The following is a 24,861-nucleotide window of genomic DNA, read 5'->3' on the forward strand; positions in this document are numbered from 1 at the left end:
CTCTAGTTCAGAACTTTTGACGCGACTGCGAGCAGCTTTTGCGGATCGAATGGTTTTACCATCCAACCTGTCGCACCTGCTGCTCGACCTTGTGCTTTCATATTGTCACTTGCTTCAGTGGTCAACACTACGATAGGCGTTGCTCGATAAGAACCAATATTTCTAAGCGACTTTATGAGTGTGAGGCCGTCCATACGAGGCATGTTTTGGTCTGTCAACACAAAGTCAAACTGCATGCGTTTACACACATCCAGGGCAGCTTGACCATCTTCTGCAGTAGTGACTTGATAACTCGCAGATTTAAGCGTTACTTGAACCATTTGACGAATCGATGGCGAATCGTCAACGACTAAAATGTGCTTACTCATCAATTAAAACTCTCTTTTTATTTGCACTGTTGTTTGGTTGCCGGGCGGGCTTACCTCAACTGTTTTGCAAAGTTTCTTTATTAATGAAAGACCGCGACCTGAGAGGGAGCCATCTTGCATTTCGGATGTGGACTCCATGTCATAACCAGCCCCAGAATCCTTGATGCCGAACGTGACTTCGTTCTTACTGGGGTCATATATAAATGTAATTACTATTTCATCGTTGTCGTCAACGGACGTTAGGCGTTCTTCTTTTAGCGCCAAATATTCTGCAAATCCGGCATAATCGTCTTTTAACGAAGAATCTAGCTCCAATACGCCATGATCTAAGGCGTTGCTAATAAGTTCGGCAAATACCGTGAACGCCCGTTGCCGCAAATCACCAATAATATCGACACAACGCATAAGGCCATCGAAACAACCGACAATGTCAGTAGTGGCAATTAAACTGCCTGACAACGTAACAGAAGCATTAACCTTGCCAGATTTACCGAGCTCATCAGGTTTTTCGCTATGCAGGTAGTTGTCTACTAGCGTATCTAGTTGAACGTCGCAAAGAGATAAATCGTCTTCTAGTTCACGCATCTTGTTGAAAATAGTAAAATAATTTACTACTAGACTGACTAAAGAGTCTCTGTTTTTGTAGCGACTTAACACCGACAACAGACGAGTCATACCATACTCTTCGCCTTCAGAGTTGCGTTGTTCAATCAAGCCGTCACTAAAGAAAAAGAGATTCTTATAAGGGTGAATCTCCCGCGTCGCGATTATTGGTTCAAATTCGTCAGATTCTAAAATACCGAGTGCCATACTCTTGGCACTGAAGCTTTCGATTTCGCCATCATGGCGTAAAGCTATAAGGTCTGGCATTCCGCCGTTGAAGATAGAAAACTGTTTTAAATTGAAGCTAATTTCTAGTCCGATAAGTGCCACGAATTTGTCGTCAGGTAGCTCTTTACAAAGTTTAGAGTTGGTTTCATGAACAATATGAGCTAGCGCTAACCCTTTCCTTATCATGGCCTTAATTGTCGTTACTAGTGGGAGAATACTAATTGCAGCGGCAAGACCATGCCCTGTTGCATCAGCTAAGAAAATAATTCTATTACCGTTGGGTGACGTTTCTGAAATAAGTACATCACCATTAAATGAACTAGATGATTGCAGGTATGGGTCGATACCTTTGGTATCTTGGATTAATGTTGATGCCATGTGTTCATATACATAGCGAGCTAATCGTTCTTCCTGTTCGTTTTGGTCGAGCAACGCTCTTAAACGACTAGTCTGTTCTGCTAACATGCTTTCTTTTTTGTAAAGTGCACTGACGCGTTGAACTTTTTGCCAAAGTAAATCTAAAGAAAGGGGCTTCATTAAGAAGTCATCGGCGCCCCTTTCGAATGCTTCTGACATAGTAATTTGATTGTCTTCTGCTGTAATCATTACAACCGGAGTGCCAATCGCTAATTCTTCTTTTATTACGTCAATAAAGCTTATGCCATCGCCATCGGGTAGATGATTGTCTAGCAAAATGAATTGAAAGCTCGACGCGCGTAAGAGCTGTCTAGCTGACGCTATAGTATCTGCAATGATTGTGTTGCACTGCTTCTCTTCCAAAAAGCTTTGCAATATTTCAGCAAATAACGCGTCATCTTCGATGATAAGGACTCTCATCGTTGCACTCTTCTATAGTTCAAAACATTTAAACCTTGGTTGTCTTTTGGCACACTGAATCATTAGCTGATGTCAAACAGCCTGTCGAAATTGGCAATGAGTAGAATTTCTTTTGCGCTCTCTCGTGCACCTCTAATACGTACTGATATATTTTGGCTTTTTGCCTTTTTTTGAAAAAGTACCATCATGCCTAATGCTGAACTGTCTAAATAACTTACTTTTGTAAAATCTAATGCGATATCGCTTATACCGCCTTCGTTTAATATTCGTTGATATTGCTCAGTGAATTCTTTGTGGTAACCAAAATCAAATCGCTCGGGAATACTCAATGACTTTTCACTCATAACTTGCTCCTCAGTTAAAACAGGTCGACATCGCCAGCGTCCATACTATTCGCGGACACTGGGTTATGTTGGCTGTTTTTACGCTCGTTAATTTTGTTAATGTGTGCGTGCACCTGTTGGGTGACTTCTTCAATGTTGGATATGTTTGTACTTGCTAAACTATTGCCAATGAAAGTGATAGAATCTTTCGTATAACTTAAGTTCTGGCCATTGATATCACCAAACTGTAAGCCGCGTATCGCTTTGGATAAGGACGCTTCTAAGTCAATAGACATTTTCTCTAGTCCAGACGTGACTTCTGAATCTGATTCGGCTTTTTCTATGATACTGTTGAGCGCTAGATTAATATCTTTTTTGGCTTCAATAACATAACTTACGTCATAACTTGCCAGCGCACCTACCTCTCCGGTTAATCCTTCAATTTGTTTTGACATAGCGGTTAGTTTGGCCTGAATTTGTTCACTAAATTCTGATGACCGATTGGATAGTGAGCGAACTTCGTCAGCAACTACCGCGAAACCTCTGCCATGTTCACCTGCACGAGCTGCTTCAATTGCCGCATTTAAGGCCAGTAAGTTTGTTTGGTCGGCAATACTGTCTATGTCTTTCACTGCTTTTAAGACTTCAGGCACAGACTCGTATATTTCGGTTACTTGATCCAGTAGTGCCATAGATGAAGCGGACATATCGACAGTAGACTGAATGAATTTGTCTAAGGTAATCGCTGTATTATTTGCGAACTGCCGCATTTGTTCGCTATATAGAAGCTCTTCATCAGATTGTTCTTCGTTGTCGTCAATTCTTATTAAACGTTGAATTGTTTCTGATTGCATGCGCACCAATTCTTGCAATTCCGTAAAACTCTCGCCCAAGGTATGTACTGCGTCGTCTTGGGTACTTTTAATGTCAGCGAGATTACGTTCACATTCAGAGAGGGCCGGAACGAACTCTTCAAAGAGACATTCCATTTCAGAAAAAGCGGCGCTAGAATCAGACGATGTTATCGCATTTTCTTCGACATCAGGCACTTTCGTACTATGTGCTTTTCCTTGCAGTACTAAGCACACTAGTAAGCCAATCGACAACCAAACGATTGCGACGTGTGCGAATCCCGTGTATAAAATGACTGCAGATACAACTATAAAAAAGCAGGCAAGCAACAGCATTTTTGGAGACATTGAAAACATATTCAAATAACTCAAGGAACCAGCAAAATATACTGTTATCTATCGGTTTACAACGACAAAGAATTGACACTAATGACCAAAAAATTGACGATTTATTGTACAAATTGTAAAGAGTGTTAGATAAAGCAATTTTGCAGACTAAGGTATAAGAAGTTATCGTAGGGGTTCACTAAAAGTTTAGACTTAATTAGACAAAAGTTTAATTTTTTTGCATTCGGCCACGTTACCGAGAGCATTATTCATGAACAGTCTAGTTGCGAATAAGATTCGATTAATTTTTTAGCGTTAGTTTGACATGTTCAGCAAAGGGGGCAGCTTTCATAAAACCCGTTACACGCGCTTGCGCTACTTCGCCGCCGTTTACATTAAAAAACAATATAGTGGGGAGCCCCAATACATTAAACTTTTCCTGAAAAGCTAAATTGGTCGGTGTATTGTCGGTCAAATCAATTTGCATCCAGACGGTGTCTTTCAAAGCATCGACTACTTGCGGGTCTGGAAATGTGTATTTTTCAAATTCCTTACAGGCAACGCACCAATCGGCATATAAATCTACCATAACTGATTTACCTTGTGCATTCGCGTCAGCAAGCTTTTGCTCGAAATCTTTGAGGTCTTTAACTACAACAAATTCTGGGTGTGCTGCTTTGTCGTGTTCGCTACTAGCATAAGAAAACAAGCCAGTGTTAAGTGCAGTATTCCGCTCAATACTTTGTAGTGCATATATTGTTGCATAAACCAAACCCGCGATAACAACAATACTGCGAATACCTTTTGCAAATGACGCTGATGTTTCCTGGTTAACCACGTAAAGGTAACCAAATAAGCCTAAACTGAGTGCTGACCAAAGCAGTGTGGTCCAGTCGGCAACAAAAATTCTTTCAATAAAGAGGATGGCTACAGTTAGCATCATAAAGCCAAATACAATTTTGATAACGTTCATCCATTGGCCTGCTTTTGGCAGCAGTTTTCCACCCGTCATGGCAAACAATATCAGTGGAATTCCCATACCAAGAGATAGCGCGTATAAGGCACTAAATCCAAAAACCAATGACTCTGATTGCGCAACTACTAACAACACTGCAGTCAGCGGTGCCGTTGTGCAAGGAGATGCGACAAGCCCCGAAATCACGCCCATAAAAAACACGCCGACTAAATTTCCGCGTTTTTGGTTATTGCTAAGACTGTTAAGTCTTTCTTGCCATTTGCTGGGTAACTGGATTTCATATAAGCCGAACATGGCGAGCGATAACAGTACAAATAGAATGATGAAAATACCAAGAAGCACCGGATGTTGAAGCATCGCCTGAAACTGCACGCCAGCGGACGCCACAATTAGGCCAAGAATACTGTATGTAATTGCCATCCCTTGAACATACACAAATGAGAGAACAAAGGCATTCACGAGCGATACCTGTTCTTTGCCTTTACCAATAACAATACTCGAAATAATTGGGTACATTGGATAAACACATGGCGTAAATGCCAAACCAATGCCAAGGAGTAAAAGGAGTCCTAAGCTAATGGCAAGGCTTTGATCTGACAAAAGTTGATCAGCAAGCGTAAATTGTTGTGATTTTACTCGCGTTCCGTCTGATTCTGCGCTAACAGAGGTGTTAGTGGACTCTCCTACGGCGTCTAAATATATGACTTTGGTTGTCGGCGGGTAGCAAAGCCCCGCTTCTGCACAGCCTTGAAAACGCAAACTGATAACGCTGTCTTTATTCGCGTGTTTGATGGGGTAAACAATTTCGGTGTTGTCGAAGAATACTTCAGAAATGCCGAAAAACTCATCTTCAATTTCTACCCCTTTTTGATATGACGCTTCGCCAATTTCGGCACCTTTTGCTTTTGTCTTAAACTGCTTCTTGTATAAATAGTAACCATTGGCAATTGTCCATTTAACGATAAGCTTGTCTTCGCGTTGTTCGAAATCAAGCATGAAGGCTTCGTCAACTTTCAAAAAAGTAGGTGAATCAGAAAATAAAGATTCTGGCGTTAACTGTGCACGCGCATTATTGGCACTTGTAATACCACTTAAGATAACGAAAAATGCAAAAGTGAATGCAGCTAACTGTTTGCTTGTGCGAGATACTGCTTGTGTAACGCCCATGGTTTGCCTTCTACTGATATTGCTGTCTAATATTGATATTGTGCTGTGTTACGCACAAATTGATTACACAAGTGACCCAATCAATGGTCAAAAAATTTCGTGCTAGGCACTTCGTAATGCATCAAACCCTAACAAGAGTGTAGATACTATCTTTTTATTGCACTGGATTGAAAGTGAATAAAAAATCCCAATGTATATATTTCGAACACTGGAGGCGATTTTGCTCATTCTTTTTTTACTTTTTGCTGTATTACCAATTTCCGAAATTATGTTATTGATGTCGGTTTCTGATGGCATTGGCGGTTGGAATACCTTCTTTTTAGTACTAGTCACGGCATTTTTTGGTGCCTATTTTGTTAAACGGGAAGGCTTATCAACCTTGCAAACGGTGCAAGCAAAAACAGCGGCAGGCGAAATGCCCGGTAAAGAGTTAAGTGAAGGGATACTTTTACTTATTGCTGGTGTGCTATTGGTGACACCTGGGTTTATTACTGATGGTATTGGCCTACTTTTTACCCTACCTTTTTCTCGCGCAATGATTGCCGCATCAGTTGTAAAACATTTGATGCATAGGCAACAAAAAACGGGTAGCAGTGGTTTTTACTTTAATATGCATGGCACTGGAAATCGCAGTCAGCATGATAGCGCTAATGCGGAGTCATTTAATGCAAATAGCCAGCAAAACTCAGACGGAGCTCAAGGCACGGTGTTTGATGGTGAATATGTTGATAAAACAGACAACGACAATAAGCCCCGGCTCGAATAAATTGTGTGATGAATAACTTATAAAAAAAATATAAAAAATTTAAATCCAACCCTTGAGTTTATTTCTACGACCCCCACTTAGCTTGCATCATAACGATTTCATACTTGTTTTTAATGTTCTGTATGAGCAGCAAGAATAAGTGATTACTTAAACCATAATGTAAATTGGAATTTTCAGGAGATTTGAAAATGGCAATTCGTCCTTTACACGATCGCGTCATCATTAAGCGCGAAGAAGTTGAAAGCAAGTCTGCAGGTGGCATCGTACTTACCGGTTCTGCAGCAGAAAAATCTACTCGCGGTAGCGTTATTGCTGTAGGCAATGGCCGTGTACTTGAAAACGGTAATGTGCAAGCACTTGATGTAAAAGTGGGTGACACGGTGATTTTCAACGACGGTTACGGCGTTAAAACTGACAAATTAGACGGTGAAGAAGTGCTTATCCTAAGCGAAAGCGACATTCTTGCAATCGTTGAGTAATAAACCAATTTAACTCATCAAGTTTGAGCAATTAATCAAATTAGAGGAAAAAACACATGGCAGCTAAAGAAGTACGTTTTGGCGACGACGCTCGCACAAAAATGCTAAAAGGCGTTAATGTATTAGCTAACGCAGTAAAAGTTACCCTAGGCCCTAAAGGCCGTAACGTAGTACTAGATAAATCATTTGGTGCTCCAACCATTACTAAAGATGGTGTGTCTGTTGCAAAAGAGATCGAGCTAGACGATAAGTTCGAAAACATGGGCGCACAAATGGTAAAAGAAGTCGCGTCTAAAGCAAATGATGAAGCGGGTGACGGTACGACTACTGCAACTGTACTTGCGCAAGCAATTGTTACTGAAGGCCTTAAATCAGTCGCCGCTGGTATGAACCCAATGGATCTTAAGCGCGGTATCGACAAAGCAGTAATTGCTGCTGTTGAAGAGCTTAAAACATTATCTACTGAGTGTTCTGATAGTAAAGCTATCGCTCAAGTAGGTACTATCTCTGCAAACTCCGATGCTGAAGTTGGTCAAATTATTGCCGATGCAATGGACAAAGTAGGTAAAGAAGGTGTTATTACCGTAGAAGAAGGCCAAGCACTGCAAAACGAATTAGAAGTCGTTGAAGGTATGCAGTTTGACCGTGGTTACTTGTCACCTTACTTTATGACTAATCAAGAAAATGGTTCTGTTGAGCTAGACAGCCCATTCATTTTGTTAGTAGACAAAAAAGTGTCTAACATTCGTGAATTACTACCAACGCTTGAAGCAGTAGCAAAGGCCTCTAAGCCTTTACTTATTATTGCTGAAGATGTTGAAGGTGAAGCACTTGCGACGCTTGTTGTAAACAACATGCGCGGTATCGTTAAAGTTGCTGCGGTTAAAGCACCAGGTTTTGGTGACCGTCGTAAAGCAATGCTACAAGACATCGCGACACTTACTGGTGGTACAGTAATTTCTGAAGAGATTGGTCTAGAGCTTGAAAAAGTGCAATTAGAAGACCTAGGTACTGCTAAGCGCGTTGTTATCAGCAAAGACAACACTACGGTTGTTGATGGCGCTGGTGACCAAGATGCTATTGAAGGTCGTTGCTCACAAATTCGTGGTCAAATCGAAGAATCTAGCTCTGACTACGACAAAGAAAAACTTCAAGAACGTCTGGCTAAACTAGCGGGTGGTGTTGCAGTTATCAAAGTAGGCGCTGCGACTGAAGTTGAAATGAAAGAGAAAAAAGCACGTGTTGAAGATGCATTGCATGCAACTCGCGCGGCAGTAGAAGAAGGCGTTGTCCCTGGTGGTGGTGTTGCACTTGTACGTACTGCAGCTAAAATTGCTGGATTAACAGGTGATAACGAAGACCAAACACACGGCGTAAACTTGTTACTTCGTGCGATGGAAGCACCTTTACGTCAGATTTCTACTAACGCTGGTGCAGAAGCATCTGTTGTAACTAATGCAATCAAGAACGGCGAAGGTAACTTCGGCTTTAATGCGGGCAACGATACATACGGCGACATGCTAGAAATGGGTATTCTTGACCCAACTAAAGTAACGCGTTCTGCGCTTCAATTCGCTGCGTCAATCGCTAGCTTGATGATCACTACCGAAGCAATGGTAGCCGATTTACCACAAGACGAAGCGCCAGCACCTGCAATGCCTGATATGGGCGGCATGGGTGGAATGGGCGGCATGATGTAAGCCACTCCATCACAATGCATTGAGTCTTTTTGCAATGCAAAAATATTGAAGCCCGCAACTTTCTGAGTTGCGGGTTTTTTGTGAGTTACTTCGAAGCTATGACAGGCGGTAAAATTATTTTTGTAGCACAGTTTGAAATATGTCAGTGTGGGGCTGTTCCGCACTGTGGAAAATGATGCCTTCTGAGAAGACATCAAAGTGCTCGTGATCTGACCGCAATATAGGCTTGGGCTCAGTACCATTTTCATTCATTTCATATAACTGATATTGGTTATTGTCCCATTTTTGCCAATACCAACTGTTCCCGAACTTTCTTAAATTAAAGTTTCTTCCATGCATCAGCTCAAATTTATCAAATCCAGATATGGATATCGGATTTGCAGAAGCACCGGCGTATATTTTGTTTTCTTGGTCTATCCACAAAGTATCCTCTTCATTCGCATCGAAATGAATAAATTGCCATCGATTGTCAAAATTTGAAACCTCGAGTGTTTCGATGTTGTATCGTTTTGCGATCCATTTATCGTTTTGTTTAACGCTAAAGGCGATCGTCCGATTGTCTTTAAAAGACATTGCACGTATTTCTGCTTGGGGTAGAGGCAACACATTCTCTTTAGCGAGAGTTATATCGTATAGATGAATCTCATTTAATGTGAGCCCAGCAAGAAGTTTTCCATTTGGTGACCAACTTAAATCTACGTAATGCCGCTGATCGTCAAAGTGTGTAAGCTGCCTTTGATGTTTTCCAGTACTGTCGGATATCCAAATTTCTTCGTTGCCACTGGCAAGTCCAACGAAAGCAACTCGCAGATCTACTGGGTTGGCTATGGCCAATCTATCGTCAACCGAAGTATTTACAATATGGTGACTGTCAGACGAATTAAAGGGAAAGACTTTAACATCAAGATTACTCTTGCCTGCAGACAAAAGGTAATCTAGTCCGTTTGGATGTCTTTCTGGTGGATATAGCCTTTGGGAACCGCTGTAGAAAACGGTCTTATCTTGGCCTTGTAGATCATAACTAATAAGTTGCGTTGCTGGGTGATCACCCATAAGTACGATACGTTCGCCAGAATGCTCCCAAATCCCGCAACATATATAGCTATCAAGCTTGAATAAAAGTGAAAGTTCATCTGTATCAAGGTCAATTGAATAGAATCCCTCCCAAATTTTTTCGTCAGGAGATGAAATCAACAATCGGTTTTTTCTTGGGTGCAAATCGAAAGATATATTGCCGCCAAGAATCAAAGGTGGTTGATTTAATCTCCGCTTAGTACCAGTTGTAAGATCAAATTCAAATAGCACATATGGCGCATTAGCGGTTAGACGTTCAGCAAATATTAGTTGTTCATTAGAATGAGTATAAGCAATTTTTCCATAACTTCCTGCTGGGCAACTATAAATAAGTTTGGGTTTACCAAGTCGTAGTTGATCAAATGATTGGGTGTAGTAGCGGCAGTAGTTTTTGGTCGCCACTAAATAAACAATATTGCTACCATCAGGGCTCCAGCTTGCAGGTCCGACCCAAGCGTTTGGATCATCACTTGGCTTAACTTCTATTTTTTGTCCATCAGAAAGTTGCTTAATATATAAATACATTTTGTTGGCGAGTACTTCTACAAACATTAAGTATTTTTGGTCTGGAGAAACAGAGGGGCTCCATTCTTGGCCACTTGCGCGAGTAAGAGGCTTTAGCTGTGGTAACAGCGCAGGCTTGTCATCGTTTGCCATAATCCAAAACAACACAAGGCTAATAACGATAAAGGGAATAACAAAGCTGAATTTGAATAGTCTGTTTTTTGTGAGTTTCGGTTTCGAATAAGTATTCTCGCTTGTTCGACGTGTCGTGCGAATCTCACCATACTGAGTGATTCTCTCGACGTCAGCGATAAATTTGTAGCCCTTTTTAGGAAAAGTAGCAATGAATTTTGGAGGTTTAGGGCTGTCACCTAAGCACTTTCTGAGTTTAGTGATAGCGCGGTTAACAGCGTTATCACTTACTATGCGCCCAAGCCAAACCGACTCTATTAGTTCGTCCCTACTAATGATTTTGTCAGGATGATGACAAAAGTAAGATAGCAATTCTACTAAGATGGGTTCGAGCTGTTGTTCGTTGTTTTCTGTAGACAACAACTGTGTTTGATCGCAGAAAACAAAACTATCACAAACACTATTAAAGGTCACCAATGGTCATAAAAAGTCACCGAAAAATCATGTTTTTAGGATTAGCTTTAGCAATCATTGAAGCATCAAATTCTAGTCATATTAAAGAGAAACACATGAAGCAAATTTTGTTCATATTGTTGGTGTTAAGTTGCGGTTTATCAAAGGCTAACAGCGGTGTTGAAAAAAAATCGATTTCGGTAACGCAACAATCATTGGTTGAAAACGGACTACGGTTACCTGTTAGTTTTGGTCACGATAAGACTTTCACAGTCGAGGAAAGGCTTTTACGTTATAAAGTACCGGGTCTTAGTTTCGCGTTGATTAAAAGTGGGAAAATATCTTGGGTTGCGGGATATGGCTCTGTCTCAGTTTCATCACAAGAAGCTGTTACGCCGATAACGGTGTTTCAGGCTGCATCTATTGCAAAACCAGCGACCGCATTCGGCGTTATGAGAATGCGAGACAAAGGGGTTGTTAATATTGATAAAAATATTGAAGAATATTTGTTCTCAAGCGCTCTACCGTCCGGAAAACAAAACCAAGAATCGCCAGTCACGTTTAAAAATTTACTCAATCATTCATCGGGTTTAAGTGAAGGGGGCTATATGGGCTACGAAAAGGGCGAAAACATACCCTCCGATGTTCAAACGTTTAATGGCGTTCATCCCGCAAAAAATAAGCCTGTTACTATTGAATCTGCGCCTGACACAACAATTCGTTACTCAGGGGCAGGTTATACATTAGTTGAAATAACGCTTAGCGATATTTTCAAACAACCCTTTGAAAAAATCATGGATGATTGGGTGTTATCGACAGTGGGTATGAAAAATAGCTCATTCGATATGAATTACCCATATATAGATGGTAAACAAGTTGCTCTAGGGCACGATAATTTGGGTAAACAAATCAAAGGCGGATGGCGGTTACATCCTGAACAAGCGGCAGCAGGTTTGTGGTCTACCCCTACAGATTTGGCAACGTTAGCCATTGAAGTGGGCAGGCATATAAAGGAGAAAGCCAGTTGTTATCCAGAGCATCTGCCCTAGCGATGCTATCCCCAGTGATGCCTGAAAAAGATCTAGCGGCGCAATTCGGTGGACAGCCAGCCATGACTTTTGTCGTCAACGGGCAAGGTCGCGACTTTATGTTTCAGCATGGTGGAGGCAATGTTGGTTATCGTTGCCTAATGGTAATGTATCCAGAAACAGGTAACGGCGCAGTATTTATGGCAAATTCGGATATGGGTTTTGGCGTTGGCATGGAAATGATAAGGGCAGCATCGTTTGTGTATGAGTGGCCAGACTTTAAAACTAAACGACTAAACAAACGCACAGTCAGTATCGATGAAGCGTCAAATTTCGTCGGTACGTATTATTTTGACTCTGGTTGGAAAGTTGACATTATTGGAGTTGATATGGCTGATGGTATAGCCATTAAGTTTCCAAATGGCGATATTTATCCCTTAACTGGTGTCAAAAGTAAAAACATTTATGTACATGAAGAAACCGGCGTTGAGATTAGTTTTACCGACGTTGCAGGAAAGCATGAAATTTATTTGTACAACCAACGTGGATACAGTAAACAATAAAGCTTTTAATACGGCGTCATTGTTTATTGTGAAAAAGGTGGTTCCGGCAAATAAGACGCTAGACGTCTGGAAAGTAGAACTTACTTTCTTAGGTTGAGTGACATTTAATGTTGATGCGCTCGACTAAATATGGAAAGGTAAATGAACACGGTTCATAACGTTTACTCGCAGGAAAATTGCAGATGCCATCCTTGCCACCATTATTTTCAAGTTTGCATAAGGCTGCTTACCAAAAAACGAACGCATATCTTATGGCGCTCTCTATTTTCCTAATTAGCAATAGTGTTTGCGCCGAGAGCTATGTTCAAGCCATTGAGTTTTTGAATAAACATGACAATCCTATCGTGTTAGAAAGTAATAATGGGCAGCAAAAAATTGTTGTTTCGCCTAAGCATCAAGGACGGGTGATGACGAGTACGGCTCAAGGATTGAATGGTTTAAGCAATGGATGGATAGACAAGCACGCCTTGGAACAAGGCAAAAGTGGCGGTGGCGAAGATCGCACGTGGATTGCGCCAATTGGCTCAAAATATTCGCTTTATTATCCTGTTGGTACCAAAATGAGCGGTGAAAACTGGCGAGTACCACATGCTTTACTTGAGCAAAATTATCCAATCATTAAACAAGGTCGTGACTCAATTACCTTTCAAAAAAAGCTATTTTTCGAGAACTTTCAAGGTAGCCACTTTTCCACCCAGCTAACGCGAAAAGTTACATTAAGGACAAAAGCAGAGGTAGAAAATAGTTTAGGGATTACATTATCAGATGCAATAAGTTGGGTATCGTTTACTGCAGACAATGCATTGATGAATATTGGTAAAGATTGGCGCGCAAGCAATGGACTAATTACTATTTGGTCGATGGCGATGTATCAGGGAACAGATGATATGGTATCTATTTTCCCGACAACGATCGCAAATGAGCTAAATGCCGAAAAACAAGTGAATCAATATTTGTATCCGCTGAATGAAAAAAGGCTACGCCAAGTGAGGCAAGCAATCTTGTATAAAACGGATGGGCGTTACCGAAGCAAAATTGGTATACCTGCAAACATTAGTAAAAATGTAATCGCTGCTTATTCTTCATCTTTAAGGCGCTTAACAATTGTTAAATTTTCGCTACACAAAAATAATACCTATCCTATTTCGCTCGAAGAAGTTGCAACAAAAGGCGTATTGGGCGATGTCAGCAATGCCTATAACCATGGCGCTAATGATGGGAGCATACTTGCTAAACCTGCTTTCTTTGAGTTAGAAAGTGCGGCACCTATGAGAGCGTTAAAGAAAGGTGAATCTATTCAACATACACAGCAGGTTTCTCATTTTTTTGGTTCGGTAGAGGAGCTTGACGCTATCAGTGAGAAGGTGTTGGGTGTTAAATTGTTGGATGTTCTTCGTTTTGGTGAGGATGGATGAATACAGGTAGTTTTGGTTTTATTAAGCTCGGGGTATATTGCTAGTGATGACTACAAATTACAAATTGAAAAAATTGAATGCTGGCAGAGATTATATTGCTGATAATTATCAAGCACCGCTCAGTTTATCCGACATAGCTAAGTGCTCATGTATGTCCCCGTATCATTTTTTGCGCGTTTTCAAGGACACGTATGGAGAAACGCCTAACGAATTCTTGATTCGGCTTAGAGTCGAAAAAGCCAAGAGAATGCTCATTACAGAAAATTGGAATGTCTCAGAAGTTTGCGAAAAAGTGGGTTACATAAGCCTAGGTAGTTTTTCTTCATTGTTTTTAAAACAAGTGGGTATGGCGCCTACTTTATATCGTCGTAAGCTTTGGAGTTTGTCTACTGAAGTATACCGTTTTCCTTCGCAAGCTATACCGGCATGTTATGCCTACCATTTTTTGGGTAAATTGGCTAATTGAGCAATATTGGAGAAATACTGTTTTGATTAGTCCTATAAAATACAAATGAATTAACAACTGAGAATATAGAGATGATCACATCCATAGCACATGCAACAATATATGTACTTAATCAGGACGAAGCGCTTGATTTTTATAAAAACAAGCTCGGTTTCGAGGTTGGTGATGACATGAAAGTGGAAGGCGGCTTTCGATGGCTAACAGTACATCCGAAATCTAATTCACAACTCCAACTGGTATTGGCAGAGCCAAAAGAGGGACCTATGTTCACCAAAGATTCTGCCGAAAAAATACGAAGTTTAATCGAAGAGGGCGCTTTTGGAGCGGGCGTTTTCGAAACTGAAAATTGCCAAAAAACCTACGAAGAGCTTGTGGCGAAAGGCGTGGAATTTATGCAGCCTCCTACAAAACAGCTTTATGGCGTCGAAGCTATGGGTGTAGACAACTCTGGGAACTGGTTTAGCTTAGTTCAAAGGTAAAAGTATAATGTAACAACTAGAGCTAGCAGGACGTCGCAAGCTGCGTCCTGCTTAAGACATTGAGATTACAAAAAACAACAACTCAAATCATACAAAAATCAGTAATAAATCAGCCTTTTTTCATGTGTTTTTAATCCTTACCAGTATGTTGGTAGCAGTTTGTGGTGTTACTAAGCAACGCCATACTAAGTTCAAACATATATAAGGGATAAACATGGCTATCAATTCACATCTTAAAAATTCACTAGTGGTTGTTGTTTTCGTTGTTTTTGGCGGCGTTTCGGCATTAAGCGCAGTCGCAGACAATAGCTCTGCACCAACTGCAACACCTGAAGAAGCAAAAATTAAACATTGGGGCATGCCCGAGATTGGACTGTCTTTTACGGATATTCCCGAACTAGAAAAAGCATACGTTGACGCAACACCCTCTGATATGAAAGATGGAATTCCAGTAGGTAAGTTAAATACAAGTGAAAGCAATAAAGATATTTTATTTACGCTCGCAAAGGAAATATTTAAAGGCAAACATGGGAACTATGACAGTTTACTTATCGCCCACAATGGTAAATTAGTATTCGAATCTTACTACAAGCGCGGTCGTGTTGATTTATCGCATCCACAGTCCTCAGCAACCAAAACTTATACTGGTTTAGCTCTTGGTCGTGCAATTCAGTTAGGTTATTTAAGCATGGCAGATTTAGACAAACCTGTGTATAGTTTTTTGAGTGAATTAGACCCAGCTAAGTTTGTTGAAGGCGTGGAAAGTATTACACTCCGACATGCATTGACGATGACAACGGGTATCGTGCTTAGCCAAGAACAGTGGAAGAATATACGCGAAAATCCAAGTGAGTTTAAAGGCCAGAAAGAGGTTCAAGCGATGTTTGAACAAAGTGAACCAATTACGCCTGACTCACAGACTTTTCGCTATGGCACTGGCCCTGGGATAGTAATGCAAATCATTGAGTCGGTGGTACCTGACACGGCAGAAAATTTTATAAAAAACGAACTTTTCGGCAAAATGGGGATTACAAATTATGATTGGCGTACTGCACCGAACGGATTACCAGCAGCTGGCTGGAAGGCTAGTTTAACATCACGCGATATGCTCAAATTAGGTATCTTAGCGCAGGACAAAGGGCGCTGGAGAGGTAAACAAATAATCCCTGAAGCGTATATCGCCGAAGCTACCAGTAGGCAAGTTTATACCGGCGATGACGACATCTATGGTGGTGGAAAAGATGTATCTAATCAAGGATATGGATATTTTTGGTGGGGCACTGATTTAACCTATGACGATAAACAATATGTGAGTACGTCAGCGCAAGGGGGCGGCGGTGTGTACATCATGTTGGTTGACGCATTAGACTTAATAATTGTAGTGACTGCGCATGAGCGTGAGGATAAGACCCAGCAATTAGTGGCGGAGAGAATTTTGCCAGCATTTATCTAAAACACAATGCTACTTGGCCAATACCGCGCTATTTTAGCGCGCTTTCCCTCTCTTTTATAATTAAACATTGAAACTCACTAATGTAATAATATAACATAGTGGATGTATACGTTATATTATTACATCAAGGCCTCAGTGTGACCAAAAACAACAATAGTAAAGCGCTCATCGAAGCTCGCGACCTCTGTGTCGATATTAAAGATGCTACCATTTTAAAAAATCTAAATTTCAAGGTTGCCGCAGGTGAGATATATGCGCTGCTTGGTGGCAACGGCGCGGGTAAATCTACAACCTTAAAAACATTTTTAGGATTTAATAAACCTGTTAGCGGAAATGCCGTTATCGATGGGCAAGAAGTCACGTCCGCGCTTGATTCGGTGCGCAGTAAAACCGCTTATTTGCCTGAATCTGCGACCTTGTATCCACATTTAACGGCACGCGAAAATGTCAGCTATTTTTTATCGCTCGCTGACATTAAAAAAACAGACGCTGAAATTGACACTGCGTTTGAAAAAGTTGCGTTGCAAGCTAATGCGCGTGAACGGCAACTTCAAACCTATTCAAAGGGGATGCGACAAAAAACCGCAATTGCCTTGGCCTTACTGCGCGAGGCACCAATATTTTTCTTGGATGAACCAACATCTGGTTTAGATCCCGTGGCGATTGACGAATTTAACCAGCTTGTCAGCGATTTAGCTGCAAACGGTGCGACAATCTTGATGGTAACGCACGATGTATACGGCGCGTGTCAGGTGGCCGATCGCATTGGCTTACTTCGCGATGGTGAACTAGTGGGTGAATACGAGGCACCTGAAGGCGGTCGTATTGACACCGAACAAGTGCATATTGCATTTGCACAAAGGCAAACCGCATGAGCGTTGGCATGACTACTAATGCGGTGTTTAGTGTCGCAAAAGATGAATGGCGTTATTGGGTGCGTTCCAAAATAGCGGTGTCTGTGTTGATCATTGGTTTGCTGCTAACAATATCATCGGTCATTGTCACGTTAGCAAATATGCATGAACTTAGCCATCAACGGTCCTCTATGCAAAATAACGCTGAAGAAACCTTTGTCGACCAACCCGATAGGCATCCGCATCGCATGGTGCACTATGGACATTATGCTTTTAGAGTACCTTCGCCTTTGAGTATTCTTGACCCAGGGGTTGACGCGTACACCGGTAATTCTATCTTTTTAGAGGGGCATCGCCAAAATAGCGCGATGTTTGCTGACCAAAAGCAAGGCACTGGCCTAACTAGTTTAGGTAGCTTATCACCTGCTTTCGTTGTGCAAGTACTTGCCCCACTATTATTGATATTGATTGCTTATAGCTCGATGAGCCGAGAAAAAGAATCTCAAACGCTGTCGTTTATTCTTTCACAAGGTACGTCAATTTATGCGCTTATACTAGGCAAAGGTTTGGCTTTGCTGTCGGTGGTCGGGCTCATATTAGTACCTTTAGCCATTGCTGGCATGTATGCCGTTACTCAAGGCGAAAGCGGTATTGTAGTAGTAGGTTTTTTATTGGCTTACTTTTTTTACTTGCTAGTTTGGGCACTTATTGTGTTGTTGTTTTCTAGTCTGTTTTCGAAAAACAGTGAGAGCTTTACAGCGCTTGCTTTTGTTTGGATTTTGCTATGTATTGCTATGCCGCGAATAGCAAGCACAACTGCTGCAACGGTATCACCTTCATCCGGGAAGTTAGAAACCGACTTTGCGGTTTTAGCAGAGCTACGCACACTCGGCGATGGTCATAATGCTAACGATCCTGCATTTGCAAAGTTAAAGGCATCGCTGCTAGAAAAATACAATGTCGACAAAGTAGAAGACTTGCCTGTCAATTTCCGAGGTATGGTGGCTAGTGCTTCTGAAGAAGAGTTAACCCATGTATTGAATCGCTTTGCAGAGCAAAGTATGCAAGACGAATTGGCGCAAACGCAGATTTCCCGTTATTTTGGGTGGTTGTCGCCAATGGTGGCGATTCGTTCTTTGTCAATGATCAGCGCAGGGTCTAGTATTGAAACCCATCACCGTTTTTTGCGAGAGGCTGAGGAGCTACGTTATAGCTTCGTGCAATCGTTAAATAAAGTTCACGTTGAACAGTTGAGCTACATCGATGATATTAATCGGAGTAAAGGCGAGGAAGCGTGGAAAAAGGCTCGAGTAAGTGCCGATAACTGGCAGATGATCCAAGATTTTACGTTTGAGACAGATGCTGCAGAAACACGTTTAAATAGAAGCATTCCGAGCTTTTTACAACTAGCGCTATGGCTAGGTATTTTAGCATTTGGTATCCGCTTGGCAGGGAGGCAGTCATTATGATGTATAGTATTGCTCAGATAAAGCGCGAGTGGCAGTTTATGCTGTCTCAACGATATGTATTGGCACTATTACTTTGTGGGCTGCTTGTGTCAGTTTTTTCTGTGGTAACTGGCATTAGCGAAGTCAATCAGCAACGCGCAACTATTGAGCGGCTTAAAGCTGCAGACGAAATCGACAGAGCAGAAGCACAAGAAAAATATGACGATCCAGGTTCATTGGCTTATTACACCTTTCATTTAACGTATGCTTCGCCCTCAAATTTAGCCTTTGCAGCCCTTGGTGAACGAGATATCTATCCTTGGAAGCATCGTGTTCGCATGCTTGCTTTGGAGGGGCAAATTTACGAAAGCGACGCGCAAAACCCTGAACTAGCGCAAATCGGTAAAATTGACTTTGTATTTGTGATAAGCGCACTGTCCCCATTAATTATTATTCTGCTTTTTCATGATTTAGTGGCGAGTGAACGTAATAACGGACGTTATGATTTTATTGTAAGTACTGCTAAATCGTCTTTTGCGCTCTGGGGAGCTCGTTCTGCGGTGCGTTTTATCTCGCTTTATGTTTGTTTTATGTTGCCGTTTGTAGTTGGTGCGGTGATAAGTGATACCGCGTTTATTGATGTTCTATTGGTAAGCTTTATGTGCTTTGCATATTTTATATTTTGGACATTGCTTAGTCTGTGGTTTGGGCGACATTCCAGTAGTGCACCCAAAATTGCCTCAAGCCTTATTGGTATATGGGTGTTGTTTGCATTTGTATTACCTATTTTGGGTGATATCGCCATCAACAAACATATTGAATCCCCGGATGGCGGTGACATTCTGTTGGTGCAACGAGAGGCGGTAAATGACGCATGGGATCTATCCATTGACACAACAATGGCATCTTTTCTAGCTGAACACCCAGAGTACGACTATTACGAGGAGCTGCAGTCTGGAGGTTTCAATTGGTGGTGGTACTATGCCTTTCAGCAAGTAGGTGATCAAACGGCAGGGTCGTTGTCGGTACAATACAGGCATGCATCAGTGGCGAAATACGAGAGTGCGAAGTATGTGTCGTGGTTATCGCCACCTCTGCTCTTGCAACGCAGTATGACACGTATCGCTGACACAGATGCGAAAGCGGCGTTTGAGTATGAAAATCAAATTCGCGAGTTTCACAAGGCGCTTCGCATGTTTTATTACCCGGAGTTATTCTCGTCAGACACCTTTGATAAAAACAAGCTAGAATCCATGCCTCAATTCAAATAGAGTTCACGAAGCACAATTACCGTGAACGATGAGTTACGTAATTGTATAGATAATTTGTATAGGTAATTAAAAGCCCTTAATTGAGAAGATTAAGGGCTTCTTTAGTGGAGTTTAGAACTTGTAAGAGACGGTAATACGAGCGCTTCTTGGTGTACCAGGCTCTACCCAAACATTGGCATAAGAGTTGGTATAAAATGTTTTATCAAACAGATTTTCTACATCAAGCCTGAGCACTACGTTATTGCCAAAGTCAGCTTCAGTAAACACGCTGGTGGTTGTATAACTAGGTAAATTGAAGTCAGAACCAACCCAGCCATTTCGTTCGCCAACATATAGCAATCCGCCACCCACTCTTAACTGTGTGCTTGCGACATCGTAAACCTTAGCAGCTTGTATGCTTGCTTGATGTTCTGGCGTATTAATGAGTGGGTCCCCAGCATTAATAGTGAAGCCGAAACCATCAACATCAGCAAAGGTACTCAAAAACTCTGCATCCGTATATGCGTAAGAAAACCAAATGCTGGTACTATTTTCGAACTCGATATTGGCATCTACCTCTAGCCCTGTGCTTTCAGCTTCACCTGCGGCAATTGAGAAAAACCCAACTGCGGTAGCTTCAGGTCTGTCGTCGTTAACCAAAAAATTACTTTGTTTTACTTGGAATAAAGTAACATTCAGTAGACCTTCAGCTGATTCAAATACAGAATCAAGCGAAATTTTAACGCCAACTTCGGTAGATTCAGTTATGTTAGGAGCAAATTGATTACCAGCGAAATCTTGCCCTGTTTGTTGGCGATACCCTTCTCCATATGAGGCAAATAAGCTTGTGCCTTCACTCAAGGAATACACCGCGCCTACTTGAGGGGAAACGCGACTATCGTCAGTTGTGACTGTATCAGCAGGAGAAGCCAAAAAGTTTGTGAGGTCTTGCTCAAAATCATCATAGCGTAAGCCGAGTCTTACTTGCAGGTTTTCGCCTAGCTCTAGTTGGTCTTGTACATAAATACCATAGCCCGTTAGCTCTTCGTTTCTATTAGTGTTCGCGCCTGGGTCAGGATTAAGATTAACTCCGTAAACCGGGTTATTGATGTTAAGTAGCAGGTGCGTACTGATATCATCAGGCGTCAATGCTGCTAAATCACCATTGAATCTGGAACGATAACGGTCAATAACCAGTGTGTTATCGAATTTGTCGTAGTCAGCACCGATGATCAAACGATGCTTAATGCTTCCAGTTGAGATGCTGCCTGATAGTTCACCACGGAGTACTAAGTAATCTGATTCAAAATCTCGTGACCGGAAAAATCGCGATATTGTTTCGCCATCTCTAAAGTACGTTTGACGTGAACCAAATTGCGGTTCAAATGCATCACCTTCTAAACTTGTTTCTCGATACCCTAATCCACCAAGAAAGCTCCACTCGTCATTGAAATCATGTTGTACTTCGAGTTGATGCCCAAGCACTTCAGTTTCGATTGGCACAGCTTCACCAACAAACACATCGCGAGGTGAAAAACCAAATTCATCTGAATACACCACACCACGGTCGAATGGCAATTCTTGACTCGTATATTCGAGTTCATAGGTCAAATTGGTTTGGTCAGATATGCTCCATTTGAGCGAGGGATAAAAACCTTGTTTTTGGGTTTCTACCTCAGGCCTAAAACTCTCTGCATCCTCATAAAATCCGACGAGACGCAAGCCAATGTCTTCATTTTTATCGAGTATTGCTTGATAATCGCCTTCAACACGCAATTGACTCCAGCTACCTAGGCTTGCTTTAACATACCCACCTTTTTCATAGGTGGGACGTTTTGTGGTTAGGTTCACTGTACCACCTGGCTCTCCGCGCCCAAACAATGCTGAGCGTGGGCCTTTAAGTACTTCAACTGATGCTATTCCAACCAAATCACGCGGACCACCAAAGCCTCTACCAGCGTTAAACCCATTCACAAGGAATCCACTGGGTAAGTTAATATCCCCAGAAAAGCCTCTTATAGAAAACGCATTCCAGAGGCCACCAAAATTGTTTTGACGAGAGACAGAAGCTGATAAGTCGAGCGCATCATCTAAGCTCAAGACTCCGGCATCACTAAGCGTTTGAAGGTCGATGACTTGATTGGCCGCCGGCGTTTCAAGTGGCGCAAAATTACCCGTGTAGGCTCGACGCTCACCGAGTACTTCGAATACTTCTACGTCTTGGTTCGCATTATTGTCTGAAGGTGAATTGGGTGTGTTTGCAAAAGCGAGAGAAGCGGTTGCCGACATCGCTACGGCGAGTGCCGCGCGTTTGAAATTGTGTTTGTCCATGGTAGATTTACGTCTTAAAATTATGTGAATGTTATATTATCACATGTATATTTGTTAGCAATGTTGGCATGGTTTTTAATATGAATATTAATGGCTTATGCAGTAAGTAGTCCTGAGCTTAAGCCTGTAAAAACTTTAGTTGAATAAATTGGGGAAGTACTTGCATGCTCTCTCGCATCATTGGTTTAAACCAACAAAACTGGCAATACCATACTGATTTACGGTGTCTAGTATTTTAGGACTCGCATTCGTGCGTTGGAAAATAATGAGTTTACGGTTATAGAAATCATATTTTTTCATGATGTCTAAATAGTGTTTGTCAAATAACTCATAAAAAGATCTATCCTCAATCGCCATTTTAAGTCCTTTTTCTAAGCGTTCTTTTAAGCGAGGCGTGGTTTTGCTGACAAACATAAAGGCGGCGTAAGGGTATACAAATGCAACATGCTTTTCAGCGACAACGCCTTTTGGTGCGTATTTTATAGCTTCTGGCTCAATTTCATTTAAGCTTCGTAAAAAACAATCAAATCGCCTGCGTTTTAGCATTTCAAAAAGAAGCTCATAAGTAGATGAATGCACGGTACGAAGCCCATTCAATTCATATATTCGTCGGTCAGGCCAATGTGTTCCAGCGCCAATTAACAAGTTCTTTTGGTTAAAATCTTTTACCGTATCAATGCCTGAGAATCCAGGGTTGTCGTCAGTGATTAGGCAGATTTTAAACCCCAATAAGCCCCGATCAATTGGAATATATATCGTTAAGTGTTGCGCTTCTCTATCTTCGCTACTACCAGCTATTGCTAGGTTTAATGTTTTGCCCCGAATAAGGTCTGAAAATGCCCTACCTTGCTCCATGTTGACTGACGGAAGGATTTCGTATTCACCGTACTCGGCTTTTGTTTTTTGAGCTGCAAGTATGACAAAGTCTCTAAAGGCAGGGCGTTCATAATTGCGTTGCCATAAGATAATTTGATCTTTTGCATAAACTGTGGAGAAATATGAGGTTAACAGAAGCGTGCTGATGGCAGCGACTAACAACTTCATTGATTAACCTTAGCGTAGATATGGATTTCTAATCAGAGAATATACGATGTACAATTTCTAATCAAATTAGTGATGCTTTTAGGCTATTGACGCTGTAAACACTTGAAAGTGTTAGCGCCCCCCAGTATTAGCTAACAATCATATGAGGTATGCATGATCAACAAGTTACGCAATTTAGGCCCAGGCATTATTGTTGCTGCTGCGTTTATCGGCCCTGGCACTGTTACAACCTCTACTATTGCGGGGGCAAATTTTGGCTACACCTTGTTGTGGGCGTTGGTGTTAGCTACTGCTGCGACAATGGTACTTCAAGAAATGTCAGCTCGACTTGGTACTGTGGCGCAACAAGGTCTTGGCGAGGCACTTGCTAAAGAATTTCAATCTTCTCCATTTAAGTGGCCAATGTTTGTGCTCGTGGGCATCGCAATTTTTGTCGGAAATGCTGCATACGAAGGTGGTAACCTGACGGGAGCAGCACTGGGTGCTCAAGCGATATTTGATAGCTCGGATGGGAGCTTCAAGGGCATCGTTCTTGGCTTGGCGATTACCTCGATTATCATACTCACTATAGGGAACTACAAGCAAATTGAAAAAGTGCTAATAGCTTTGGTTTGCCTCATGGGCATTGCGTTTATTGTCACTTTTTTTGTTGTGCAACCCGCGTTGTTAAGTGTATTTAGTGGCATGTTTGTCCCACATATGCCCAAAGGCAGTTTGCTAACAATCATGGCACTTATTGGTACAACCGTCGTGCCTTACAACCTCTTTTTACATGCGTCTGCGGCAAAACAAAAATACAAGGGAGAGGCTCAATTAAAAGCTGCTCGTATTGACACGATGCTATCGATTAGCTTAGGCGGGCTTGTGGCTATATTTATTGTTTCTACCGCGGCTGCCAGTATGTTTGCGGCAGGACTCAAAGTAAATAACGCGACAGATATGGCAATTCAGCTTGAGCCACTATTTGGTGAATATTCGCAATGGTTAATTGGTTTTGGCTTATTGGCCGCGGGTTTAAGTAGTGCAATTACCGCTCCACTTGCCACGGGGTTTGCTATTTCAGGGTTATTGCAGCTTGCACCAGAGAAGAAACAAATGATTGCTAAGTATACTAGTTTATTGGTTGCAGTGGTTGGTACTTTGATTGCGGTTATTGGCATAAAACCCATTACCGTCATTTTGCTTGCGCAATTTGCCAATGGGTTATTACTACCAATCATTGCCGGATTTTTACTTTATGTTATGAATAAAAAGGCGGTACTTGGTCGCTACACGAATACCATTGTATCAAATGTAATGGGGTTTGCCGTAATGCTATTTACCGCGGTTCTTGGTGCAAGACTCATTGGGTTGTCCGTTGGCGTATTTTGAGTCACGCTTTAACGAATCATCTGCCGTGATATTCATCAATCAAGTTAGCCAATAATTCTTGGAATTGTTCTTCAAATGTATCTAGGTCTTGCCCAAAAATTTGTAAATATTTTTCGGCTTTATCATGGTCTAAGCGTTTGCTTTTTGTCTTATACTCAGTTTCTGGAAGGGATTTGTCGTAGCGAGGTGTGACTTTCCAGCGAACGAAATCAGAATGTAAAACAGTCACTTTATTTTTTGCAAACGTACAGAAAGCTTCAATATGCTCCATACCGTCAGGCCCTAAACACCCTGGTTCAAGTCGAAACAACACACTTAGCTTTTTGTAGAGTGGTAAAGGCAAATCTTGAGTCATTATAGGTAAGGTCTCT

Annotated in this window: 22 protein-coding genes; 13 read left to right on the plus strand and 9 right to left on the minus strand. The window is 41.6% G+C overall.

Going from position 1 to position 24,861, the window contains the following annotated elements:
- Window positions 1-2: 2 nt before the first annotated feature.
- The 5 genes from QQK00_RS12115 to QQK00_RS12135 form a co-directional block, all read right to left on the minus strand.
- Window positions 3-368 carry a response regulator gene (locus QQK00_RS12115; RefSeq protein ID WP_284217842.1) on the minus strand — a complete coding sequence of 122 codons (366 nt, stop codon included), beginning with the start codon at window positions 366-368 and terminating at the stop codon, window positions 3-5.
- A gap of 3 nt (window positions 369-371) precedes the next feature.
- Entirely contained in the window at window positions 372-2,036 is a 1,665-nt protein-coding gene (locus QQK00_RS12120; protein WP_284217843.1) for an ATP-binding SpoIIE family protein phosphatase, read from the minus strand.
- 62 nt (window positions 2,037-2,098) lie between these two features.
- On the minus strand, window positions 2,099-2,380 hold the full coding sequence (locus tag QQK00_RS12125; protein ID WP_284217844.1) for an STAS domain-containing protein: 282 nt from the start codon (window positions 2,378-2,380) through the stop codon (window positions 2,099-2,101).
- Window positions 2,381-2,394: 14 nt separating this feature from the next.
- Window positions 2,395-3,567, minus strand: a complete 1,173-nt coding sequence (locus QQK00_RS12130; protein WP_284217845.1) for a methyl-accepting chemotaxis protein — start codon at window positions 3,565-3,567, stop codon at window positions 2,395-2,397.
- A gap of 271 nt (window positions 3,568-3,838) precedes the next feature.
- The gene (locus QQK00_RS12135) at window positions 3,839-5,680 is read right to left on the minus strand and encodes a protein-disulfide reductase DsbD (protein WP_284217846.1); all 1,842 of its coding nucleotides are present in this window, start codon (window positions 5,678-5,680) and stop codon (window positions 3,839-3,841) included.
- Between the two features lie 220 nt (window positions 5,681-5,900).
- Here QQK00_RS12135 and QQK00_RS12140 point away from each other — a divergent pair, with 220 nt between their 5' ends.
- The 3 genes from QQK00_RS12140 (at window position 5,901) to groL (ending at window position 8,625) form a co-directional block, all read left to right on the plus strand.
- A complete protein-coding gene (locus QQK00_RS12140) occupies window positions 5,901-6,446 on the plus strand; it encodes an FxsA family protein (protein WP_284217847.1) in 546 nt (181 codons plus the stop codon).
- A gap of 188 nt (window positions 6,447-6,634) precedes the next feature.
- On the plus strand, window positions 6,635-6,925 hold the full coding sequence (locus tag QQK00_RS12145) for a co-chaperone GroES (protein ID WP_284217848.1): 291 nt from the start codon (window positions 6,635-6,637) through the stop codon (window positions 6,923-6,925).
- 56 nt (window positions 6,926-6,981) lie between these two features.
- A complete protein-coding gene (gene groL, locus QQK00_RS12150; protein ID WP_284217849.1) occupies window positions 6,982-8,625 on the plus strand; it encodes a chaperonin GroEL in 1,644 nt (547 codons plus the stop codon).
- A 114-nt stretch (window positions 8,626-8,739) separates the two neighbouring features.
- Here groL and QQK00_RS12155 read toward each other — a convergent pair whose 3' ends face one another.
- Window positions 8,740-10,809, minus strand: coding sequence for a winged helix-turn-helix domain-containing protein (locus QQK00_RS12155; RefSeq protein WP_284217850.1), 2,070 nt, complete (start codon window positions 10,807-10,809; stop codon window positions 8,740-8,742).
- A 95-nt stretch (window positions 10,810-10,904) separates the two neighbouring features.
- Between QQK00_RS12155 and QQK00_RS12160 the strand changes: the two genes are divergently transcribed.
- From QQK00_RS12160 to QQK00_RS12200, 9 genes are all read left to right on the plus strand, one after another.
- A complete protein-coding gene (locus QQK00_RS12160) occupies window positions 10,905-11,837 on the plus strand; it encodes a serine hydrolase domain-containing protein (RefSeq protein WP_284217851.1) in 933 nt (310 codons plus the stop codon).
- Complete coding sequence (locus QQK00_RS12165; RefSeq protein WP_284217852.1) at window positions 11,813-12,379, plus strand: serine hydrolase domain-containing protein; 567 nt, start codon at window positions 11,813-11,815, stop codon at window positions 12,377-12,379. The genes QQK00_RS12160 and QQK00_RS12165 overlap by 25 nt, the downstream gene beginning before the upstream one ends.
- 182 nt (window positions 12,380-12,561) lie before the next feature.
- Window positions 12,562-13,794, plus strand: coding sequence for a DUF6786 family protein (locus QQK00_RS12170; protein ID WP_284217853.1), 1,233 nt, complete (start codon window positions 12,562-12,564; stop codon window positions 13,792-13,794).
- 46 nt (window positions 13,795-13,840) lie between these two features.
- On the plus strand, window positions 13,841-14,260 hold the full coding sequence (locus tag QQK00_RS12175) for an AraC family transcriptional regulator (RefSeq protein WP_284218311.1): 420 nt from the start codon (window positions 13,841-13,843) through the stop codon (window positions 14,258-14,260).
- Between the two features lie 71 nt (window positions 14,261-14,331).
- Entirely contained in the window at window positions 14,332-14,739 is a 408-nt protein-coding gene (locus QQK00_RS12180; protein ID WP_284217854.1) for a VOC family protein, read from the plus strand.
- Between the two features lie 214 nt (window positions 14,740-14,953).
- Window positions 14,954-16,192 (plus strand): serine hydrolase domain-containing protein, encoded by a 1,239-nt coding sequence (locus tag QQK00_RS12185; protein WP_284217855.1) that lies wholly within the window; start codon window positions 14,954-14,956, stop codon window positions 16,190-16,192.
- Between the two features lie 137 nt (window positions 16,193-16,329).
- Window positions 16,330-17,067 (plus strand): ABC transporter ATP-binding protein, encoded by a 738-nt coding sequence (locus tag QQK00_RS12190; protein WP_284217856.1) that lies wholly within the window; start codon window positions 16,330-16,332, stop codon window positions 17,065-17,067.
- Window positions 17,064-18,515 carry an ABC transporter permease gene (locus QQK00_RS12195; RefSeq protein ID WP_284217857.1) on the plus strand — a complete coding sequence of 484 codons (1,452 nt, stop codon included), beginning with the start codon at window positions 17,064-17,066 and terminating at the stop codon, window positions 18,513-18,515. The genes QQK00_RS12190 and QQK00_RS12195 overlap by 4 nt, the downstream gene beginning before the upstream one ends.
- Entirely contained in the window at window positions 18,512-19,765 is a 1,254-nt protein-coding gene (locus tag QQK00_RS12200) for a DUF3526 domain-containing protein (protein WP_284217858.1), read from the plus strand. Before QQK00_RS12195 ends, QQK00_RS12200 begins: the two co-directional genes overlap by 4 nt.
- A gap of 111 nt (window positions 19,766-19,876) precedes the next feature.
- On the opposite strand, the gene QQK00_RS12205 is transcribed toward QQK00_RS12200, so the two are convergent.
- Together QQK00_RS12205 and QQK00_RS12210 are read right to left on the minus strand one after the other, a co-directional pair.
- On the minus strand, window positions 19,877-22,075 hold the full coding sequence (locus tag QQK00_RS12205) for a TonB-dependent siderophore receptor (protein ID WP_284217859.1): 2,199 nt from the start codon (window positions 22,073-22,075) through the stop codon (window positions 19,877-19,879).
- Window positions 22,076-22,252: 177 nt separating this feature from the next.
- Entirely contained in the window at window positions 22,253-23,119 is an 867-nt protein-coding gene (locus QQK00_RS12210) for a type 2 periplasmic-binding domain-containing protein (protein WP_284217860.1), read from the minus strand.
- Window positions 23,120-23,272: 153 nt separating this feature from the next.
- Between QQK00_RS12210 and QQK00_RS12215 the strand changes: the two genes are divergently transcribed.
- Window positions 23,273-24,490 (plus strand): Nramp family divalent metal transporter, encoded by a 1,218-nt coding sequence (locus tag QQK00_RS12215; RefSeq protein WP_284217861.1) that lies wholly within the window; start codon window positions 23,273-23,275, stop codon window positions 24,488-24,490.
- A gap of 16 nt (window positions 24,491-24,506) precedes the next feature.
- On the opposite strand, the gene QQK00_RS12220 is transcribed toward QQK00_RS12215, so the two are convergent.
- Complete coding sequence (locus QQK00_RS12220; RefSeq protein WP_284217862.1) at window positions 24,507-24,845, minus strand: hypothetical protein; 339 nt, start codon at window positions 24,843-24,845, stop codon at window positions 24,507-24,509.
- Window positions 24,846-24,861: the final 16 nt, after the last annotated feature.

The organism is Agaribacter marinus, assembly GCF_030160655.1.
Lineage (GTDB): Bacteria > Pseudomonadota > Gammaproteobacteria > Enterobacterales > Alteromonadaceae > Glaciecola > Glaciecola marina.

Bases quoted from the DNA above. Each gene is read 5' to 3' on its own strand.
- QQK00_RS12160 (WP_284217851.1), top strand. From the start codon at position 10,905: ATGAAGCAAATTTTGTTCATATTGTTGGTGTTAAGTTGCGGTTTATCA.
- QQK00_RS12145 (WP_284217848.1), top strand. From the start codon at position 6,635: ATGGCAATTCGTCCTTTACACGATCGCGTCATCATTAAGCGCGAAGAA.
- QQK00_RS12195 (WP_284217857.1), top strand. From the start codon at position 17,064: ATGAGCGTTGGCATGACTACTAATGCGGTGTTTAGTGTCGCAAAAGAT.
- QQK00_RS12120 (WP_284217843.1), bottom strand. From the start codon at position 2,036: ATGAGAGTCCTTATCATCGAAGATGACGCGTTATTTGCTGAAATATTG.
- QQK00_RS12130 (WP_284217845.1), bottom strand. From the start codon at position 3,567: ATGTTTTCAATGTCTCCAAAAATGCTGTTGCTTGCCTGCTTTTTTATA.
- QQK00_RS12210 (WP_284217860.1), bottom strand. From the start codon at position 23,119: ATGAAGTTGTTAGTCGCTGCCATCAGCACGCTTCTGTTAACCTCATAT.
- QQK00_RS12175 (WP_284218311.1), top strand. From the start codon at position 13,841: ATGACTACAAATTACAAATTGAAAAAATTGAATGCTGGCAGAGATTAT.
- QQK00_RS12205 (WP_284217859.1), bottom strand. From the start codon at position 22,075: ATGGACAAACACAATTTCAAACGCGCGGCACTCGCCGTAGCGATGTCG.
- QQK00_RS12180 (WP_284217854.1), top strand. From the start codon at position 14,332: ATGATCACATCCATAGCACATGCAACAATATATGTACTTAATCAGGAC.
- QQK00_RS12185 (WP_284217855.1), top strand. From the start codon at position 14,954: ATGGCTATCAATTCACATCTTAAAAATTCACTAGTGGTTGTTGTTTTC.
- QQK00_RS12135 (WP_284217846.1), bottom strand. From the start codon at position 5,680: ATGGGCGTTACACAAGCAGTATCTCGCACAAGCAAACAGTTAGCTGCA.
- groL (WP_284217849.1), top strand. From the start codon at position 6,982: ATGGCAGCTAAAGAAGTACGTTTTGGCGACGACGCTCGCACAAAAATG.
- QQK00_RS12200 (WP_284217858.1), top strand. From the start codon at position 18,512: ATGATGTATAGTATTGCTCAGATAAAGCGCGAGTGGCAGTTTATGCTG.
- QQK00_RS12125 (WP_284217844.1), bottom strand. From the start codon at position 2,380: ATGAGTGAAAAGTCATTGAGTATTCCCGAGCGATTTGATTTTGGTTAC.
- QQK00_RS12215 (WP_284217861.1), top strand. From the start codon at position 23,273: ATGATCAACAAGTTACGCAATTTAGGCCCAGGCATTATTGTTGCTGCT.
- QQK00_RS12220 (WP_284217862.1), bottom strand. From the start codon at position 24,845: ATGACTCAAGATTTGCCTTTACCACTCTACAAAAAGCTAAGTGTGTTG.
- QQK00_RS12170 (WP_284217853.1), top strand. From the start codon at position 12,562: ATGCCATCCTTGCCACCATTATTTTCAAGTTTGCATAAGGCTGCTTAC.
- QQK00_RS12115 (WP_284217842.1), bottom strand. From the start codon at position 368: ATGAGTAAGCACATTTTAGTCGTTGACGATTCGCCATCGATTCGTCAA.